Raw genomic sequence first — 17327 nt, 5'->3', positions numbered from 1 at the left:
GTTCGCGCAGTTCCCCGCGCCCCAGAAAGGGGCGCGGGGAACTGCGCGACCAGCCACCCACGACCCGCACGGGACATCCGGCCCCACCCGCGTGGAACTCGACTGGCCCAGAGGGCTGCCGGACGGCGGCCGGCACGGCTTCACCCCCGCGCACCGCGCGAGACTCGACGCCGCCCTCCCCGCCATGGCCGCCCGTCTCGCCGAGGCACTCCCGGACGGCGCGGCGGCCACCGGCCGCGTCCTGGTCCTCGGCTGCGAGGAGCTGATGTACGCCCCCCTGCGCCTGGCCCGCGAGCTGGAGCAGATCATCGGCGCGGACGTCCGCTACTCCACCACCACCCGCTCACCCGTCCTCGCCGTCGACGACCCGGGTTACGCGATACGCACCCGCCTGGTCTTCCCCGCCCACGACGACCCCGCCGACGGCCCCGGCGAGCGCTACGCCTACAACGTCGCGGGCGGCGGGTTCGACGCCGTCGTCGCCGTCGTGGACTCGCCCGCCGACACCCCCGCGCTGCACGCCCCCGACGGCCTGCTGGCGCGGCTCGCCGACCACGTTCCGCACGTCCTGCTCGCGGTCGTCCCCGCGCACCTCCCGGGCGCCCCCTCCGAAAGGCCCGCCATGCTCCCCGAGCCGCTCCGCGGCCCCGCCTTCTCCTCGTACGCCCCCGACGAGGTCGGCTGGCTGCTCCAGGACCTCTCGGACGTCGCCCTGGAGGCACCCGTCGAGGAGCGCGAGGAGGCCGTGCAGAACGGCGGCGCGCACTACGCCGAGTCGCTGCCCGTGGAGTACCAGCCCAGCGAGGAGTACCAGCGGCTGTTCCACACGGCGCTGGACGCCTCGGCGGCGCGGCTCGCGCGGGCCGTCGGCGCCGTCACCGAGGTCGTCCTCGCCGAGCGGTCACCGAGGCCGGTCCTGGTCTCCCTGGCCCGCGCCGGCACCCCCGTCGGCGTCCTGATGCGCCGCTGGGCGCGATTCCGCCACGGACTCGACCTGCCGCACTACGCGGTGTCGATCGTCCGGGGCCGCGGCATCGACGCCAACGCGCTGCGCTGGCTCGCCGCCCACCACGACCCCGCCGACGTCGTCTTCGTCGACGGCTGGACCGGCAAGGGCGCCATCACCCGCGAACTCGCCGCCGCCGTCGAGGAGTTCGAGGCGTCCGACGGCATCACCGGCTTCGACCCGGAGATCGCCGTCCTCGCCGACCCGGGCTCCTGCGTGCGCACCTACGGCACCCGCGACGACTTCCTCATCCCGTCCGCCTGCCTCAACTCCACCGTCTCCGGCCTGATCTCCCGTACGGTCCTCCGCGCCGACCTGGTCGGCCCGCACGACTTCCACGGCGCGAAGTTCTACCGGGAACTCGCCGGCGCCGACCTCTCCCCGGCCTTCCTCGACGCCGTCTCCGACCGCTTCCGGGACGTCGCGGACGCCGTGGACGTCCAGGCCAAGGAGCTGCTCGCCGCCGACCGCACCCCCACCTGGGAGGGCTGGCGGGCGGTCGAGCGGATCAGCGAGGAGTACGGCATCCACGACGTCAACCTCGTCAAGCCCGGCGTCGGCGAGACCACCCGCGTCATGCTGCGCCGGGTGCCCTGGAAGGTGCTGGCGCGGACCGGGGCGGGCGCCGACCTGGACCACGTACGTCTGCTCGCCGCCCAGCGCGGCGTCCCCGTCGAGGAGGTCGACGGCCTGCCGTACACCTGCGTCGGCCTGATCCACCCCCGCTACACCCGCGGCGCGACGGGCGCCGACGGCAAGGCGGTGACCGCCTGATGGCCGCCGCGCCGGTACTGGTCGCCAGCGACCTCGACCGCACCCTCATCTACTCCACCGCCGCCCTCGCCCTTCAGATGCCGGACGCCGAGGCGCCCCGGCTGCTCTGCGTCGAGGTCTACGAGGGCAGACCGCTGTCCTACCTGACGGAGACGGCCGCCGGACTCCTCACCGAACTCGCGGACGCGGCGGTCTTCGTGCCGACCACCACCCGCACCCGCGAGCAGTACCGGCGCGTCCACCTGCCCGGCCCGCCGCCGCCCTACGCGGTCTGCGCCAACGGCGGCCACCTCCTCGTCGACGGCCGCACCGACGCCGACTGGCACGCGACGGTCACCGCGCGCCTCGCCGCACAGTGCGCGCCGCTCGCCGAGGTCCGCGAGCACCTGCTGCGCACCGCCGACCCGGTGTGGACGCGCAAGCAGCGCGTCGCCGAGGACCTCTTCGCCTACCTGGTCGTCGAGCGCGAGCTGCTGCCCGAGGAGTGGGTGAAGGAACTCGCCGTGTGGGCGGGGGAGCGCGGCTGGACCGTCTCCCTCCAGGGCCGCAAGATCTACGCCGTCCCGGGGCCGCTCACCAAGAGCGCCGCCGTCCGCGAGGTCGCCCGCCGCACCGGCGCCGCGGAGGTCCTGGCCGCCGGTGACTCGCTCCTCGACGCCGACCTGCTGCTCGCCGCCGACCGGGGCTGGCGGCCGGGCCACGGCGAGCTGGCCGAGTCCGGCTGGAGCGCCCCGGCGGTCGAGGCGCTGCCCGAGCGGGGCGTGGCGGCCGGGGAGCGGATCGCGCGGGAGTTCCTGCGGGCGGTCGCCTGACGCGGCCTCTCAGCCGACCGAGGACGTCTCCCGCTCGTCGTCCTCGCGGCGCCGCCGTCCCCCGCCCGGCCGCAGCAGCCGTACGGCGACGAAGGCGAGGAGCGCGAGGACGGCCCCGACGAGCACCACCTTGGAGTACGCGGAGACGATGTCGGTGACCCGCGACCAGTTGTCGCCGAGGGCGTAGCCCGCGAGCACGAACAGGGTGTTCCAGATCGCGCTGCCCGCCGTGGTCAGCAGCAGGAAGACCGGCAGCCGCATCCGCTCCACACCGGCCGGCACGGAGATCAGGCTGCGGAAGATCGGGATCATGCGGCCGAAGAACACCGCCTTGGTGCCGTGCCGTTCGAACCACGCCTCGGTCTTCTCGATGTCGGAGACCTTCACCAGCGGCAGCCGCCCCGCGATCGCCACCGTGCGGTCCCGGCCGAGCAGCGCGCCCACCCCGTACAGGGCGAGCGCGCCCACCACCGAACCCGCGGTCGTCCACAGCAGCACGGAGATCAGGCCCATCCGCCCCGACGCGGCGGCGAACCCGGCGAACGGCAGGATCACCTCACTGGGCAGCGGCGGGAACAGGTTCTCCAGCGCGATGGCGATACCGGCGCCGGGCGCGCCCAGCGCGTCCATCAGGTCGTTGATCCACTGCGGTCCGGTCGTCATACGACCACGCTAGGGAACCGACCCTGAAGGAGACCTGAAGCCGCCGGTGGCCCGGGTCAGCCGCAGCAGCCTCCGCCGCAGCAGCCGCCCCCGCCACCGCCTCCGCCGGAGCCCGGCGCGGGCGCCGGGGCGGAGGACGAGCCGCCGACCGCGACCGTCGACAGCAGCTTCACCGTGTCCCCGTGGCCCGCCGGGCAGGTCGCGGGAGCGGCGGACTCGGCCATGGGACGGCTCAGTTCGAACGTGTCGCCGCAGGAGCGGCAGCGGTACTCGTAACGAGGCATGCGCCCAGGCTAACCGGCGCCACCGGGCCGGGTGTCCAGTAACCGGGTGTTCGGTAACCGGGTCCTCGGTGACCGGGTGTTCAGTTCCCGGCGCCGCGCTCCTCGCGGATGCGGCCGACGACGCGGGCGACCGTACGCCGGACCGCGTCCGTCTCCGTCAGGAAGTGCCAGTAGTCGGGGTGCCGGCCCTCCAGACCGGTGATCGCCCGCTCAAGGCGGGCCACGGCGTCGTCCAGCGGGCGGGCGTCGCGCGGGTCGGGGGTGGAGCGCCCGGCCATGGCCAGCCGCTGGGCGTCCCGGATCGCGAACCGGGTCCGCTCTATCTCCGCCCGGGGGTCCTTCTGCACGGCGTTCAGCTGCCGCAGCCGGTCACCGGCGGCGGAGACCGCCTCGTCGGTCTCGTTGAGCAGCGCCCGCACCGTCGACAGCAGCGCCGTCGCGTCCGGCCAGCGCTGCTCCTCGCGCGCCGCACGCGCCTCGGCCAGCTTCCGCTCGGCCTGCGCCACGTGCTCGCGGGCCTGGTCAGGGACGTGCTGGAGGTCCTGCCAGCAGGCGGCCGTGAACCGTCGCCGCAACTCGCTGAGGACCGGCTCGACCTGCTCGGCGCGGGTGGTCAGGGCCTGCGCGCGGGTCCGCAGCGACACCAGCCGCTTGTCGGTCTCGGCGGCGCGCTCGGGCAGCCGCTCGGCGTCCGCGCGGACCGCCCCGGCCTCCCGGCTGACCCGCTCCGCCCGCTGGAGCGTCTCCGGCACACCGTGCCGCCCGGCGCCCTGGTTCAGCCTGGTCAGCTCGGGCGCGAGGGCCGCGAGGCGCGCGGCGAGGTCGTCGGCCCTCAGCCCCGTACCCCGTACGGCGTCCAGCGCCCCGGACGCGGCGAGCAGGGACTGCCGGGCCCGCTCCACGGCGGGCGCCAGCCGGGCCAGCTGTGTCTCGGCCTTGCCGAGCAGCGGGCCGAGGCCCTCGGCGAAGCGGTCCAGTTCCTTCCTGACCCGGCCCAGCTCGTCCTTGGCGGCGGTCAGTTCGGTGCGGGCGCGGGCGGCGGCCGACGCCTCCAGGTCGTCGCGGTCCAGGTCGTGGGCGTCGACGGCGGAGATGTAGCGGTGGCTGACCTCGTCGATGCGCCGGCCGAGCGCCTCGAAGCCGTCGACCGCGCGCCGGGCGGCGGGGGAGTCGTCGACGGCCGTGATCGTCTCGATGGAGATCCGCAGGTCCCGCTGGGCGGTGTCCAGGTCGTAGAACGCGGCGGCGGCGTCGTCCTTCGCGGTCTGCGCCTCGGCGCGCTGGCTCTCGGCCCGCCCGCCGAACCAGCGGCGGGTGCCGCCGCCTGCGAACGCGCCGAGCAGCAGGGGCGCGGCGGCCAGCGGCAGACCGAGCAGGGTGAGTGCGTCGCGCAGCACGCCGGGGGACCGGCGGTGACGCGGCGCGCGCGGCACCATCGGCGGCATGTCCGGCTGCGATGGTGTCGCCGTCACATCACTCTCCCGTGTCGTCGCCCTGGCCCGGGTACATTCTCCCACCCGTCAGAGACGAACACACGGGCCGGTCAGTTCGCCGTGCGGACCGTGACTTGGCCGTCGCCGGTGCGGGCGTCGACGCTGTGGGCGCTGGAGTCGTCGCGGGGGACGGAGACGTCGACCGACCCGTCGCCGGTCCGCGTCGTCACCTTGTACGTGGCGCGGGGCACCTCGACGGTCACGGAGCCGTCGCCGCTGCGGGTCTCCACCCGGTCCGGCACGGCGTCCAGCCGCAGGTGCACGGAGCCGTCGTCCGTGCGGGCCGTCACGGTCGTCGAGGAGACCTCCGCGCGGACCGACCCGTCGCCGCTGCGCAGGGCCAGCGGGCCGGTGGTGTCGCTGACCCGGACGGAACCGTCGTGGGTACGGATGTCCAGCGCGTCCCGGAAGCCCCGGGCGCGGACGCTGCCGTCCTTGTCCTCGACCTTGACGGCCACCCCGCGCGGCACCTCGATGCGGTGCTTGGCCGCGCAGTCGGCGATGAAACCGGCGCAGTCCATCCGCAGCACCAGCCGGTCGCCGTCCATCTTCCAGCTGACCTTGGGCTCCTTGCCGACGGCGACGGAGCCGGTGAACCAGCGGGTGACCCGGATGCCGTCGCCCGCGTCGCCGTCGGCGGCGACCAGTTCCAGCGCGGAGTCGTCGGAGTCGACGGTGAGCGTGCGGCCCGGCAGGGCGAAGGACCGGTGGTCGGGGTCCTTGTCCTCGTCGGCCGAGGAGCACGCGCCGAGCGCGGCGACGGCGAGGACGGCGGCACCGGCGACGGCGAGCGCGCGGACGGGAACGGGACGGGTCATGACGGATCCCCCTGGGAACGGCCTGGAACGGCCTGTACGGCCTGAACGGCCTGGAACGGACGGCGGGTCCTCCGCCGCGCCCCTCCGGAGGGAGGCGCGGGGCGGCGGACTCTTCGACCGTAGGTTCGGGCGCCCGGCGGATCGATCCAGGTCACTACCGGATCGAGGGTGGGGTTAACCCCCGCCCGGGACGATGTAGGCTGTCGACTCGTCCTGGGTGCGTAGCTCAGGGGTAGAGCGCCTGCCTTACAAGCAGGATGTCGGCGGTTCGAAACCGTCCGCGCCCACCAGGACCGGCGCAGCGCGCCGGAGCCGGAGGCCCTCGGAGATCAGTGATCTTCCGGGGGCCTTTCGTCGTTCTCCCGGGTGTGCTTCAGGGTGGAGCGGGCGGCGACCTGGTCGGCGCCGGTGAACTGGGCCCAGTAGCGGTGGGTCGTGACGAACACGGCCAGTTCCCGCTCGCGCTGCCGGAGCTTCTCCACCTCGGCCTGCTCGTCCTGGGACCAGCCGGGGGAGGCGGGGCGCTCGACCTTGCGCCAGCCGGTGTCGTCGCTGAACCCGTCCACCGGCTCCACGGACCAGGGGAGCCGCTTGAGCAGGGCCGACAGGTCGGCCCGGACCTGATGGAGTTCCTCCTGGCCGGCCAGGAGGTCACTCGGGAAGTCATAGGTCGTAGCCACGGTCCAATGATACTCCTGTTCGATTTTAGGGTGCGCGTTCCCGAAGGCGTTTCACACGGACGAGTGGCGGGCGAGACTTGAGGACATGTGCCGAAGTATCAAGACGCTGCGCCCGCCCGCCCTGCCCGATCGGGCGACCGACGACGAGATCCGCGCCGCCGCGCTGCAGTACGTCCGCAAGGTCTCCGGATTCCGGGCACCCGCCGCGCACAACAAGGAGGTGTTCGACCGGGCCGTCGACGCCGTCGCCGCGGCCACCGCCGCACTGCTGGCAGACCTGGAGGTGAGGGGCGCTCAGGGAGTCTCCGCCGGCACGGGCCGCCGCCGCATCAGCAGCGCCGCCCCCGCCCCCGCCCCGAACAGCGCGACGAACGAGACCCCCGTCGCCAGCCAGGTCGTGCCCAGCCACTGGCCGCCGAAGTAGCCCAGGGCGACGCTGTACCCCGCCCAGGACAGCCCCGCCAGGGCCGACCACGGCAGGAACTCCCGCACCCGCCGGTGGGCCGCCCCGGCGCCCAGGGAGACGATCGAACGCCCGGCGGGGGCGAACCGGGCCAGCACCACCAGGGCGCCGCCGCCGCGCGCGAGGGCCGCGCCGAGACGTTCCTGCGCCCTGGTCAGCCGGCGCGACCGCGCGATCGCCCGGTCCAGCCGCGGGCCGCCGCTCCAGGCGAGCCGGAAGGCGACCATGTCACCGAGGACGGACGCGGTGGTCGCGCAGAGGATCAGCACCAGGATGTCGGGGACGTCGTGCGGGACCTGACCGGTCGCCGCGCCCGAACCGGCCGCCGCGGCGGTGCCCGCGGCGATCACCAGGACGCCGCTCGGCAGTACGGGCAGGAACACGTCCAGGAGCACGGAGAGTGCCACGAAGGCGTAGATCCAAGGGCTGCTGACCAGCGACCCCATACTCTCGAACACCGCGTACTCCCATGGCTTCCCCCGTGGGCCTGACCATGCCGCGCGAAGCGGGGACGGCAGGGGAGGCCGATGACAGCCATACAGCGTACGCCTGGCCACCGACAACGGGTTCACAGGGGGCTCGCGCGCCGGACACGGCAGGTTCACCCGGCTGCCGCCTCCCGGGGAGCGGCCGGTTCCGCTCTCCCGTAGCAACGACGGTGGGGCCGGGACGCCCGCAGCGGGCGCCGCCCCCTCCCACCCGGCACTTGAACGGAACGGAACACACCATGCTGGCAGGAATATGCGCGGGGGCCGTCGCCTCGGCCGTGCTCGCGACCGGCGCGACCGGCGCCGCTGACGCCACCGACGCGACCGACCGTCACGGCCCCTCCCTGCGCGCGGAGGCCCGCTTCGCGCCGGCCGGTGACGACGCCTCGCACACGGCGCTCACCTACGACCCGCGGCTGGTCGAGCCCGGCGCCTGGATCGAGGTGCGCCAGCACACCGACCGCACCGGCGCGACCACCGTCGACCTGCGGGTGCGCGGCATGGAGCCGGGCCACGCCTACGGCGCCCACGTCCACCGCGAGCCCTGCGGCGCGGACCCCGCCGCCGCGGGCGGGCACTACCAGAACCGGCCCTCCGACGACCCCGCCGACGCGGGGCCGCACAACGAGGTGTGGCTCGACTTCACCCCGGACGGCCGCGGCGACGGCTGGGCCGAGGCCCGCCACGACTGGGGCTTCAGGCCCCACGGGGCGTCGTCCGTCGTCCTGCACGACCAGCCGGGCAACTCCGGCGCGCGCGTCGCCTGCTTCACCGTGCCGTTCCGCGCCGCCGACCGGGGCTGAACGACGGAACGGTGCCCTCCGCGCGCGGAGGGCACCGTTCCCTTACGGCCGTGGGGCTCAAGCGGAGACCGGCGTCCGGTCCGCGGCGGTCCCGGACCGCTCCTCGCCGGTGGTGCGCCGGGTCAGCAGCCGGTCCAGGCCGAAGGCGCCGGAACCGGTGAAGACCAGCAGCAGGAAGGCCCAGCAGAACATCGCCGAGGCCTCACCGCCGTTCTCCATCGGCCACAGGGCGCCGGGCTGGTGCACCTTGAAGTACGCGTACGCCATCGACCCGGAGGCGATGAGCGCGGCGGCCCGGGTGCCGAGCCCGAGCAGGATCAGGATGCCGGCGACGAGCTGGATGACGGCCGCGTACCAGTTGGGCCAGGTACCGGCGTCGACGGTGCCGCCCTCGGTGCCCGCCGCGCCGCCGAGCACCCCGAAGAGGGAGGCGGCGCCGTGGCAGGCGAAGAGCAGGCCGACGACTATGCGGAACAGGCCGAGGGCGTACGGCTGGGCGCTGTTGAGGCGTCCGGACATGTGGGGGGCACTCCTTCGGTGGGACCGGTCATGGGGAACCGGTCGCTTCGGGGGACGGAAGTGACGCCCACGTTAGGCATGCCTAATTTCTGCTTGCAAGTTCAACATCCGGCCAAACGGAGATTGACAGCATCACGACAGCTTCGACTCCGTCACCGTGCGCAGCGCGGCCCTCCGCTCCCCGCCCTCCGGCACCGCCTTCTCCAGCCGCAGCAGCGCCGAACGGCCGCTCAGCGTCAGCGTCATCAGCTGGTTGCCGAACCACGGACCGCCCTCGCGCCGCCAGCGCACCGACGGCCGCGACAGGCGCCCGTGCCGGGCGAAGGCCCGGCCCAGCGCCCGCGCGGGCGCGCTCCAGCCGAAGCGGAAGCCCAGCCGGATCGAGAGCGGCACCGAGTTGTGCACGGGCGAGCAGGTCAGCTGCACGATCCGCGCCGAGGGCCGCTCCCGCGCCCGGTCCGGCCAGGACGGCTCGGCGACGTACGCGTGGTGCACGTCCCCCGACAGCACGCACACCGTCGCGGGGGCGTCGGGCCCCGTGCCCACCTCGGCCACCAGCTCCCCCAGCGCCTCGAAGGACGACGGGAACGCCGCCCAGTGCTCCAGGTCGGCCGCGCGCCGCACCTTCTCGCCGAGCCGCGCCCAGCGCGCGCCGCGCTCGCCCCGGCACAGGGCCGCGTTCCACCCCTCGACGTCGTGCACCAGGTGGGGCAGGAGCCAGGGCAGCGACGTGCCGATGAGCAGGTGGTCGTAGGCCCCCCGGTCGTCCAGCACCTGCTCGCGCACCCACCGCTCCTCCTCCGGGTCGAGCATGGAGCGCCGGTCCTCCTCAAGGACCCGGGCGGCGCGGCTGTCCACCATCAGCAGCCGTACGCGGCCGAAGTCACGCCGGTAGCTCCAGCGGGCGGAGGCCGGGTCGGCGTCGGTGTCGGCGGCGAACGTGCGCAGCGCGTCGGTGCCGTCGGCGGCGTCGAGCACGGCGGCGTAGACGGGGTCACCGGCCAGCTCGGCCGGTGACAGGTTGCCGAGGTGCTGGTACACCCAGTACGACACCAGGCCGCTCAGCAGCCGCTCGCGCCACCAGGGGGTGGCCCGCATGTCGGCGAGCCAGGCGGCGGAGGTGTTCCAGTCGTCGATGACGTCGTGGTCGTCGAAGATCATGCAGCTCGGCACGGTCGACAGCAGCCAGCGCACCTCCGGGTCGAGCCAGGACTCGTAGTAGAGGTGGGTGTACTCCTCGTAGTCCGCCACCTGGTCGCCCGGCGGGTCGGCCAGGTCGCGGCGGGCGGCGAGCCAGCGGCGGGTCGCGTCGGAGGTCTCGTCGGCGTAGACCTGGTCGCCCAGGAGCAGCAGGACGTCGGGCCGCTCGCCCTCGGGGTCGGCGGCGATCCGGGCGGCGAGCGTGTCCAGGGCGTCCGGCCCGACCGGGTCGTCCTCCCCGGCGGCCGGGGCGGCCCACCGGCAGGAGCCGAAGGCGACCCGCACGGTGTCGTCCTCGGTGGGGGTGCGGATCACGGAGGGCGGAAAAGGCGAGTCCGGGACCGGCCAGACCCGGGCGCCGTCCAGGAGTACCTCGTACGGCGTCGCCGTCCCGGGCGTCAGGCCGTCCACCCCCACCAGGGCGTAATGGTGGCCCGCCACCTGGAAGGTGCGGGCCGAGCCGCCGGAGCCGTCCGCGCAGCGCACCTCGGCGGTGCACGGACGGTCCGCCTCGACCCATACGGTCGCGGACGAGCCGTCGGCGTACCTCAGCAGCGGTCCCAGGCGCAGGTCGCCCATGGTGATCCCCTCCTCCGTCGCCCCGTACGGTACGGAACGACGGAGGCCGGGGGCGAGGGGCCCGTTCGGGCCGCGGGGACTCACCGGCTCGCGAGGTGGCTCAGCAGCTCGCGAGGTAGCTCGTCAGCGCGGACTTCTCGGCCGAGTCGACCGACAGTCCGTAGTAGTACTTCACCTGCACCCAGGCGCGGACGTAGGTGCACCGGTACGCCGTCCGGGAGGGCATCCACTCGGCGGGGTCCTGGTCGCTCTTGGACTGGTTGACGTTGTCGGTGACGGCGAGGAGCTGGGGGCGGGTGAGGTCGTTGGCGAACGACTGGCGCCGCGAGGTGGTCCAGCCGCTCGCGCCGGAGTCCCACGCCTCGGCGAGCGGCACGAGGTGGTCGATGTCGACGTCGGAGGCGGCGGTCCAGGTGGCGCCGTCGTAGGGGGAGTACCAGCTGCCGCTGGTGGAGGCGCAGGCGGAGTCGGTGACGACGTTCGAGCCGTCGCGCTTGAGGACGGTCTCGCGGGTGTTGCAGGTGCCGGACTGCGTGATCCAGTGCGGGAAGAGGTCGCGGTCGTAGCCGGTGCGGTTCTCGGTGGCCACCGTGAGGGAGGCGAGGTAGGTGCGGGCGGTGGCGGCGCTGACCGGGGTGGGGAGGGCGGCGGAGGCGTTCGGTGAGTTGAACAGCGCCGCGGAGGCTGTCATGGCCATGAGGCCGGCGAGTATGCTGAGCCGTCGACGCGCGTAGAACTTCGGCATGCGAACTCCCTTGATCCGTGGGGGTGGTGAGCGCGAGCGAGGGAATGCTCGCGGCGCCGTGTTGCGGTGAGGTGAGCGCTCGGTAAGAAGCTAATGACGTGTTCATGACACGACAAGGTGCGGGGTGCGACTTTCGCGCCGCGGGGCCGGCGCGGGGGCGTCGCGTACTATGGACGGCGCAGAAGGGGAGTAGCTCTTCGCCGGACCGTCGACATACTGCTCAGCCACGCTGAGCCGGCGCCCGGAGGCCGATCCCCAGCGGGAGACGCCAGCGAGACCTTCGGCAAGCAGTACACGCCTGTGTGCTGCCGTGCCGAGGTGTCTTCGGAGAGTCTTCGAAGAGGAACTGCACTCTCGGCGGGGCGGCCCCGACCGATTGAGGAACCCTTGATCAGCATCACCGTGACAGCGCTCGTCTTCGGCGTCGTCTTCCTCGCCGAACTCCCGGACAAGACCGCCCTCGCCGGTCTCGTCCTCGGCACCCGCTACCGCGCCTCCTATGTCTTCGCGGGCGTCGCCGCCGCCTTCCTGGTCCACGTCGTGCTCGCCGTCGCGGCCGGCAGCGTGCTGACCCTGCTGCCGCAGCAGCTCGTGCACGCCATCACCGGCGTGCTGTTCCTCGGCGGCGCGGCGATGCTGCTCCTCAAGCGGGACGAGGGCGAGGAGGAGGTCCGCAAGCCGGAGGACCAGTCCTTCTGGAAGGTCGCCGGCGCGGGCTTCATGCTGATCCTGGTCGCCGAGTTCGGCGACCTGACGCAGATCATGACGGCCAACCTCGCGGCCCGCTACGACGACCCGCTCTCCGTCGGCCTCGGCGCGGTGCTCGCCCTGTGGGCGGTGGCCGGACTCGGCATCGTCGGCGGCAAGGCCCTGATGAAGCGGGTCCCGCTGAAGCTGATCACGCAGATCGCGGCGCTGCTGATGCTGGGGCTCGGGGTGTGGAGCCTGTACGAGGCGATCGCGGGCTGACGGCGGGGGCCGTGCGCGGCCGCTGTCCCCCGGGGTCGCGCGCTGAACGCCGGATGAACGGTGGAAACCGTTACCGGAGCCGCTGGCGCGATCCCCGGCGCGTTTTGTACCGTGGGGGAACAAAGTGGCTCCCGCCCGTTTTCCCTGACCGGCGGGCGGGGCCGCCTTGTGCAACACGTGCCCCCCCCGCCCCGGAGTCTGCCGATGACGGCCACCACCGTGCTCACCGCCCGCGCCCTGCTGCTGGACATGGACGGCACCCTCGTCAACTCGGACGCCGTCGTCGAACGCGTCTGGCGGCGCTGGGCCGACCGCAACGGGCTGGACGGCGACGAGGTTATGAAGGTGGCGCACGGCCGCCAGGGCTACGCCACGATGGCGGTGCTGCTGCCGGGCCGCCCCCTGGAAGAGAACCTCGCGGACAACGCCCGCATGCTCGCCGAGGAGACCGCCGACACGGAGGGCGTCGTGGCGGTCCCCGGAGCGCCGGAGTTCCTCGCGGCGCTGCGCGGTCTGCCGCACGCCCTCGTCACCTCGGCCGACGTACCGCTCTCCACGGCCCGCATGGGCGCCGCGGGGCTGCCGCTGCCCGGGGTCCGCGTCACCGCGGAGTCCGTCGGGGCGAGCAAGCCCGACCCGGAGGGCTTCCTGAAGGGCGCCGCCGAACTGGGCGTCGCCCCCGCCGACTGCGTCGCCTTCGAGGACTCCGGCGCGGGCATCGCCGCGGCCCGCGCCGCCGGCGTGCGCGTCGTGGGCGTGGGCCCCCGCGCGGCCGCCCACGCGCCGGACGCCCTGGTGGAGGACCTGACCGCCGTACGGGTGGAGGACGCGGGGGCCGGCGTACTGCGCCTGCGCGTCGGCTGAGACCGACGCCGGGTCAGGGCTCCTGGGTCTCGCGTTCCAGCTGGGCCCGGGTCAGCGGGCCGTACGTGCCCAGCTCCTCCGCGTGGATGCCGCGGGCCCACTGGAAGGTGCGTACCGCGTCCTCCACCCGGCGCCCGTACTCGCCGTCGATGTCGTCCATGTACAGGTGCAGCTGCCGCAACCGCAGTTGCAGCTCGCTGACCTCCGGCCCCTCGTCGCCACGGCGCAGCACCACCGCCTCGCCGGTGTCGTCGCCGTCCTCCTCCTCGGCCTCCGACTCCGTGGCCGGCGCCCCGGACTCCGTCGACGTCGCGGAGCGGGACGGCTCCACCGACTCCGACGCGGAGGGCGACGCGCTCGACGCCGAAGGGGACGCGCTCGACGCGGAGGGCGACGCGGACGCGGAGAGCGAGGGGGAGGCCGACACGGTCGCGGACGGCTCCGACGTGGCGTCCCCGGCCGCCTCCGCCGACGCCGTGTCCTTCGACGGGTCCGGCACCCCGGCCCGCACCTCGTCCGCCGGGGCCTCGCTCCGGGACGGCGACTCGTAGGAGAACAGCCCGCTCGCGTACCCGGCCGTCCCCACGACGACGACCGCGGCGACGGCGGCACCGATCACGATCCCGGGCCGCCGCCGACGCCGCGGCGCGGGGGCGGACGCGTCCCGCCCGTCCGCCGGCGGCGTCGCCCCGCCCGCCCCCGCGGCCTCGAACATCCGCAGGTCTGTGGCGGCGGGGGCACTGGCGGGCGGCGCGAGGGGAGTGGGCAGGACGGAGGTGACGGCCGGATCGGCCTCGACCGTACGCAGCACCATGGTGGTCTCCGCCGACGGCAGGCCGGCCTCGGGGTCCGCCGGCTCACCACCGGCCCCCGCCGCCCCGTCAGGAACGGCATCGGCGCCGGCGTCGGCGTTCTCGGCCCCCTCCGACCCGTCGAGGGCGACGTACGGCCGTATCCGCAGCGGATTGAAGTCCTCCACCGCGGCCACCTGGGCGGTCCTGGCCTCCTTCAGCGCGTCGGCGGCACGCGGTCCGCAGCCGCAGGAGGTCGTGTTGTCGGCCTGCCGGGCAGCACCGCACTCGGGACAGGCGACTGCGGCTGCTGTGGCATCCGCGGCTGCTGTGGCTTCTACGGACCCTGGGGGCTCGGAGGCCGCCGCGGCCGCCGCAGCCGACGCGGCCACTGCCGACCCCTTCGGCTCACCCGAAGCCTCCGCCTCCGCGGGCCCTTCCGCCACTGCAGGCCCCAGCACCTCCGCAGGCGCCGCTACCTCCGCAGGCGCCGCAGGCCCCTTTGTTGCTGTGGGCCCCTCCGGCCGTTCCGGTCCCTCGGGCCGTTCCACGCGCTGGTCCCCTCCCCTCACGTTGCCCCTCGCATCTCCGTTCGCTTCCCCGCGCGAACTCCAGAGATTATGCAGATCTTCTCCACACGCGTGCGCACGTCCCCCTCGAACACCATCCCGCACACCGCCCGCGCCCCCGAAGGAATCCCGGCATTCCGTACGACTGGACAGGCCATAACCGGTCACACCTGAGCAGTACGGAAGAGATCCTTCCTGAACCAGTGCTCGGCGTACGGCTCGGAGTTGTGCGCGGTCGTCTCGTCGTAGCCGAGCCGGGCGTACAGGGCGCGGGCCTCGACGAGGTCGCCACGGGTGTCCAGCACGATCCGCCGGGCGCCGAGCGCGCGGGCCGCGTCCTCGGCGGCGGCGACGAGCAGCGGGGCCCCGCCCCGACCGCGCAGCCGCTCGTCGACGTACACCCGGGTCAACTCGGCGGTCGCGGCGTCCAGCAGCCGCACCCCGACCGTACCGGCGGCCTCCCCGTCGAACCGCCCGACGAGCAGCAGCCCGCCGGGCGGGGCGAGTTCCCGCCCGCTCACCCGCCCGATCTCCCGCTCCAGCTCCTCCTCCTCGGTACGCCGCCCTTCGTGCAGCAGGTACCAGCGGTCGCTGATCTCCGTGTAGTACGCGCGCCAGAGCGCGAGCGCGGCGGGGGAGTCGTACGGCTCGGGGGAGATGGTCCACGTCATGCCGGGCATGGTCGGCACGGATGCCGCCGTTCCGCAACCGCGTGGTGCGACGGGCCCGTTTGACGGCAGCTCAGCGGGTACCCGGTCCGCGAACCGGCCCGTACGGAAAGCCGGTTGGGCCGAGAACCTGGAAGGCATCAATGTCCACAGGCGTGATCATCGCTCTGATCGTGATCGTGGCGGCCGTGCTGATCGTCGCGGCCGTCCTGACCCTGCGCGCCCGGGGCCCGCAGCGCGGCGGAAGCCTGAAACGCCGCTTCGGACCCGAGTACGACCGGACCGTCGCCCGCCACGACGGCGACACCGAGGCCGCCGAGCGCGAGCTGGCCGAGCGCGTGGAGCGCCACGGCTCGCTGCGTACCCGGACCCTGGAGCCGGCCGAGCGGGACCGGTTCGAGGCGCGCTGGACGGCCGCGCAGGAGCGCTTCGTCGACTCCCCCCGTGAGGCGGTCGCCGAAGCCGACCGGCTGCTCTCCGAACTGGCCGGCGCGCGGGGCTTCCCCGACGGCGGGCAGTACGAGGAGCAGCTCGCCGCGCTGTCCGTGCACCACGCGCACCACGTCGACGGCTACCGGCGTGTGCACCACGCCGCCCACGGCGAGCACGCGGACGGCGCCGGCGGCACCGAGCGGATGCGCGAGGCCATGGTCGAGGCGCGCACCCTCTTCGAGCACTTGGTACGCGAGGACCGCGGCGACCACCGCGGCACCCCTCCCCACGCGGACCGCGACCAGCAGGCCCGGCCCCGCAAGTCCCACCAGCCGTTCGCCCTGAACCGGCGCCACCCGAAGGAGAGTTGAGCCACATGACCGATGTGACCCGGCCGGCCGGCGGCGCCCCCGCCGAGCGGGGCCAGCACCCGACCGAGAAGATCCCGACCGAGCGGAGCGCCTCCCGCGGAGCCCCGGGCACGGACCCGGCGCTCGACCCGGACGCCCCGTTCGGCGCACGCGCCGACCACGTCGCAGGTGCCCGCGCCGAAGCGGCCCCGCACCTGCGGACCGAGGGCAAGGACGGCGCCGAACGTCCCACGGGGACGCCGCCGCCCCACCCCGGCACGCCGCTGCTGCCGCAGGAGGAGTGGGGCAAGCTGGAGGAGCGGCTGCACCACGCGGTCTCCGGTTTCGTCGACGGCCCCCGGGCCTCGGTGGAGGAGGCCGACCGCGTCCTGGAGGAGATCACCTCCCGCTTCACCGACGCGGTGACCCGCCGCCGCCGGACGCTGCGCGCGTCGTGGCAGACCGGCGCCGCGGACACCAAGGAGACGACGGCGGCCGACACCGAACAACTCCGCCTCGCCCTGCGGGACTACCGCGAGCTGTCGGAGAACCTGATGCGTCTGTAGGACGCCCCGTCCGACTGCCGTCGGTCAGCCACCACCGTAGTTCTGCCCGGCCTCCCGCCACCGACGTACGACCTCGTCGACGTCACAGGGCTTTCAGCCCGAGCGGGAGGCCGGGCAGCGGCATGCCACGAATACCCCCACCGCCATGTGGCCGTGTGGCGGACACGACCCCGCCGCCGGACTTACGATGCGGCGGCGGTACGGGAGTCCGGCCGCCAGGACGGCAGAAGGAGCGCACGTGCTCGAACTCACCATGGCCGCCGTCTCAGCGGCGGACGCGGGCGCCACGGCCGGCCTGCAGATGGCCGAGGCGCCCAGCGAGCCGGGTGCGGTGCTGCGGGTGGGCCGGGACGCGGCGGTGTGCCGGCTGGCGACGCCGGGGGACTGGCTGTTCGTCTCCCGGGTCCACCTGGAGTTCCTGTGCGGACCCGACGGCACCTGGCAGCTGACGTGGCTGCGGGGTTCTCAGACCGACCCGTCGGCGGAGGTGACGGTGACGGTGGACGGGCGGGTCTACGGGGTCCCGTACGGGGGGACGGTGCCGTTGCCGCCGGAAAGCGCCGGCGAGGTCGTAGTCCAGGACCGCACGGAGGCGCGCAGCGTGAACGTCGGCTTCTACCACGAGGGCCGGTCCACCACGCCCTGACCGGCGCGGGGAATGAGAACGCACGCGCCACTCGCGCACGGCGGCGAGGGGGCGGGGCGGGGGTGTCCGCCCGCAGCGGACGGCGCGCGCAAACACCGGAAACCTCTGTAAAAAACAGCTGCGCGCCGTTCCGAGGACGGACACC

The 17327-nt window shown here is 74.3% G+C and carries 19 protein-coding genes, 1 tRNA gene and 1 pseudogene; 10 read left to right on the top strand and 11 right to left on the bottom strand.

The window, feature by feature from the left end; genetic code table 11:
• Both UW392_RS12640 and UW392_RS12635 read left to right on the top strand, forming a co-directional pair.
• The coding region (locus UW392_RS12640) for a cysteine protease StiP domain-containing protein (protein WP_320775026.1) at window positions 1-1780 on the top strand (1780 nt) is incomplete at its 5' end.
• Window positions 1780-2592 carry an HAD family hydrolase gene (locus tag UW392_RS12635; protein ID WP_320775025.1) on the top strand — a complete coding sequence of 271 codons (813 nt, stop codon included), beginning with the start codon at window positions 1780-1782 and terminating at the stop codon, window positions 2590-2592. The genes UW392_RS12640 and UW392_RS12635, both read left to right, overlap by 1 nt.
• A 9-nt stretch (window positions 2593-2601) precedes the next feature.
• On the opposite strand, the gene UW392_RS12630 is transcribed toward UW392_RS12635, so the two are convergent.
• From UW392_RS12630 to UW392_RS12615, 4 genes are all read right to left on the bottom strand, one after another.
• A complete protein-coding gene (locus UW392_RS12630) occupies window positions 2602-3255 on the bottom strand; it encodes a DedA family protein (protein ID WP_320775024.1) in 654 nt (217 codons plus the stop codon).
• A gap of 56 nt (window positions 3256-3311) precedes the next feature.
• Window positions 3312-3539, bottom strand: a complete 228-nt coding sequence (locus UW392_RS12625) for a zinc ribbon domain-containing protein (RefSeq protein WP_320775023.1) — start codon at window positions 3537-3539, stop codon at window positions 3312-3314.
• 80 nt (window positions 3540-3619) lie between these two features.
• Window positions 3620-5011, bottom strand: a complete 1392-nt coding sequence (locus UW392_RS12620) for a hypothetical protein (protein WP_320775022.1) — start codon at window positions 5009-5011, stop codon at window positions 3620-3622.
• Between the two features lie 71 nt (window positions 5012-5082).
• Window positions 5083-5850 (bottom strand): DUF4097 family beta strand repeat-containing protein, encoded by a 768-nt coding sequence (locus UW392_RS12615; protein ID WP_320775021.1) that lies wholly within the window; start codon window positions 5848-5850, stop codon window positions 5083-5085.
• A gap of 215 nt (window positions 5851-6065) precedes the next feature.
• Between UW392_RS12615 and UW392_RS12610 the strand changes: the two genes are divergently transcribed.
• Window positions 6066-6140: transfer RNA gene (locus tag UW392_RS12610), tRNA-Val, on the top strand.
• A 39-nt stretch (window positions 6141-6179) separates the two neighbouring features.
• Here UW392_RS12610 and UW392_RS12605 read toward each other — a convergent pair.
• Window positions 6180-6530 (bottom strand): hypothetical protein, encoded by a 351-nt coding sequence (locus tag UW392_RS12605; protein ID WP_320775020.1) that lies wholly within the window; start codon window positions 6528-6530, stop codon window positions 6180-6182.
• 85 nt (window positions 6531-6615) lie between these two features.
• On the opposite strand from UW392_RS12605, the pseudogene UW392_RS12600 reads away from it, so the two are divergent.
• Window positions 6616-6846, top strand: a pseudogene (locus UW392_RS12600) (DUF2277 domain-containing protein); the annotation flags it as partial.
• On the opposite strand, the gene UW392_RS12595 reads toward UW392_RS12600, so the two are convergent.
• Window positions 6825-7451, bottom strand: a complete 627-nt coding sequence (locus tag UW392_RS12595; RefSeq protein WP_320775019.1) for a DedA family protein — start codon at window positions 7449-7451, stop codon at window positions 6825-6827. The pseudogene UW392_RS12600 and the gene UW392_RS12595 overlap by 22 nt on opposite strands.
• Before the next feature lie 269 nt (window positions 7452-7720).
• Between UW392_RS12595 and UW392_RS12590 the strand changes: the two genes are divergently transcribed.
• Window positions 7721-8284, top strand: a complete 564-nt coding sequence (locus tag UW392_RS12590) for a superoxide dismutase family protein (RefSeq protein WP_320775018.1) — start codon at window positions 7721-7723, stop codon at window positions 8282-8284.
• A gap of 57 nt (window positions 8285-8341) precedes the next feature.
• On the opposite strand, the gene UW392_RS12585 is transcribed toward UW392_RS12590, so the two are convergent.
• The 3 genes from UW392_RS12585 to UW392_RS12575 form a co-directional block, all read right to left on the bottom strand.
• Window positions 8342-8803, bottom strand: a complete 462-nt coding sequence (locus UW392_RS12585) for a DoxX family protein (protein ID WP_320775017.1) — start codon at window positions 8801-8803, stop codon at window positions 8342-8344.
• A gap of 132 nt (window positions 8804-8935) precedes the next feature.
• On the bottom strand, window positions 8936-10582 hold the full coding sequence (locus tag UW392_RS12580) for an alkaline phosphatase D family protein (RefSeq protein WP_320775016.1): 1647 nt from the start codon (window positions 10580-10582) through the stop codon (window positions 8936-8938).
• A 100-nt stretch (window positions 10583-10682) separates the two neighbouring features.
• Complete coding sequence (locus UW392_RS12575; protein ID WP_320775015.1) at window positions 10683-11327, bottom strand: HNH endonuclease family protein; 645 nt, start codon at window positions 11325-11327, stop codon at window positions 10683-10685.
• 387 nt (window positions 11328-11714) lie between these two features.
• Between UW392_RS12575 and UW392_RS12570 the strand changes: the two genes are divergently transcribed.
• Window positions 11715-12296 (top strand): TMEM165/GDT1 family protein, encoded by a 582-nt coding sequence (locus UW392_RS12570; RefSeq protein WP_320775014.1) that lies wholly within the window; start codon window positions 11715-11717, stop codon window positions 12294-12296.
• A gap of 204 nt (window positions 12297-12500) precedes the next feature.
• Complete coding sequence (locus UW392_RS12565; RefSeq protein ID WP_320775013.1) at window positions 12501-13160, top strand: HAD-IA family hydrolase; 660 nt, start codon at window positions 12501-12503, stop codon at window positions 13158-13160.
• Between the two features lie 13 nt (window positions 13161-13173).
• Here the strand turns inward: UW392_RS12565 and UW392_RS12560 are convergent, their stop codons facing one another.
• Complete coding sequence (locus UW392_RS12560; RefSeq protein ID WP_320775012.1) at window positions 13174-14343, bottom strand: peptidoglycan-binding domain-containing protein; 1170 nt, start codon at window positions 14341-14343, stop codon at window positions 13174-13176.
• A 341-nt stretch (window positions 14344-14684) separates the two neighbouring features.
• A complete protein-coding gene (locus UW392_RS12555) occupies window positions 14685-15200 on the bottom strand; it encodes a GNAT family N-acetyltransferase (RefSeq protein WP_320775027.1) in 516 nt (171 codons plus the stop codon).
• 131 nt (window positions 15201-15331) lie between these two features.
• Here UW392_RS12555 and UW392_RS12550 point away from each other — a divergent pair, with 131 nt between their 5' ends.
• The 3 genes from UW392_RS12550 (at window position 15332) to UW392_RS12540 (ending at window position 17182) form a co-directional block, all read left to right on the top strand.
• Window positions 15332-15991: a hypothetical protein gene (locus tag UW392_RS12550; RefSeq protein WP_320775011.1), complete on the top strand. Its 660-nt coding sequence runs from the start codon at window positions 15332-15334 to the stop codon at window positions 15989-15991.
• A gap of 5 nt (window positions 15992-15996) precedes the next feature.
• Window positions 15997-16536, top strand: coding sequence for a hypothetical protein (locus tag UW392_RS12545; protein ID WP_320775010.1), 540 nt, complete (start codon window positions 15997-15999; stop codon window positions 16534-16536).
• Window positions 16537-16774: 238 nt separating this feature from the next.
• Window positions 16775-17182 carry a hypothetical protein gene (locus UW392_RS12540; RefSeq protein ID WP_320775009.1) on the top strand — a complete coding sequence of 136 codons (408 nt, stop codon included), beginning with the start codon at window positions 16775-16777 and terminating at the stop codon, window positions 17180-17182.
• Window positions 17183-17327 lie beyond the last annotated feature (145 nt).

It is taken from the genome of Streptomyces sp. CRN 30 (assembly GCF_034105845.1).
This window is presented reverse-complemented; position numbering and strand designations above follow the sequence as displayed.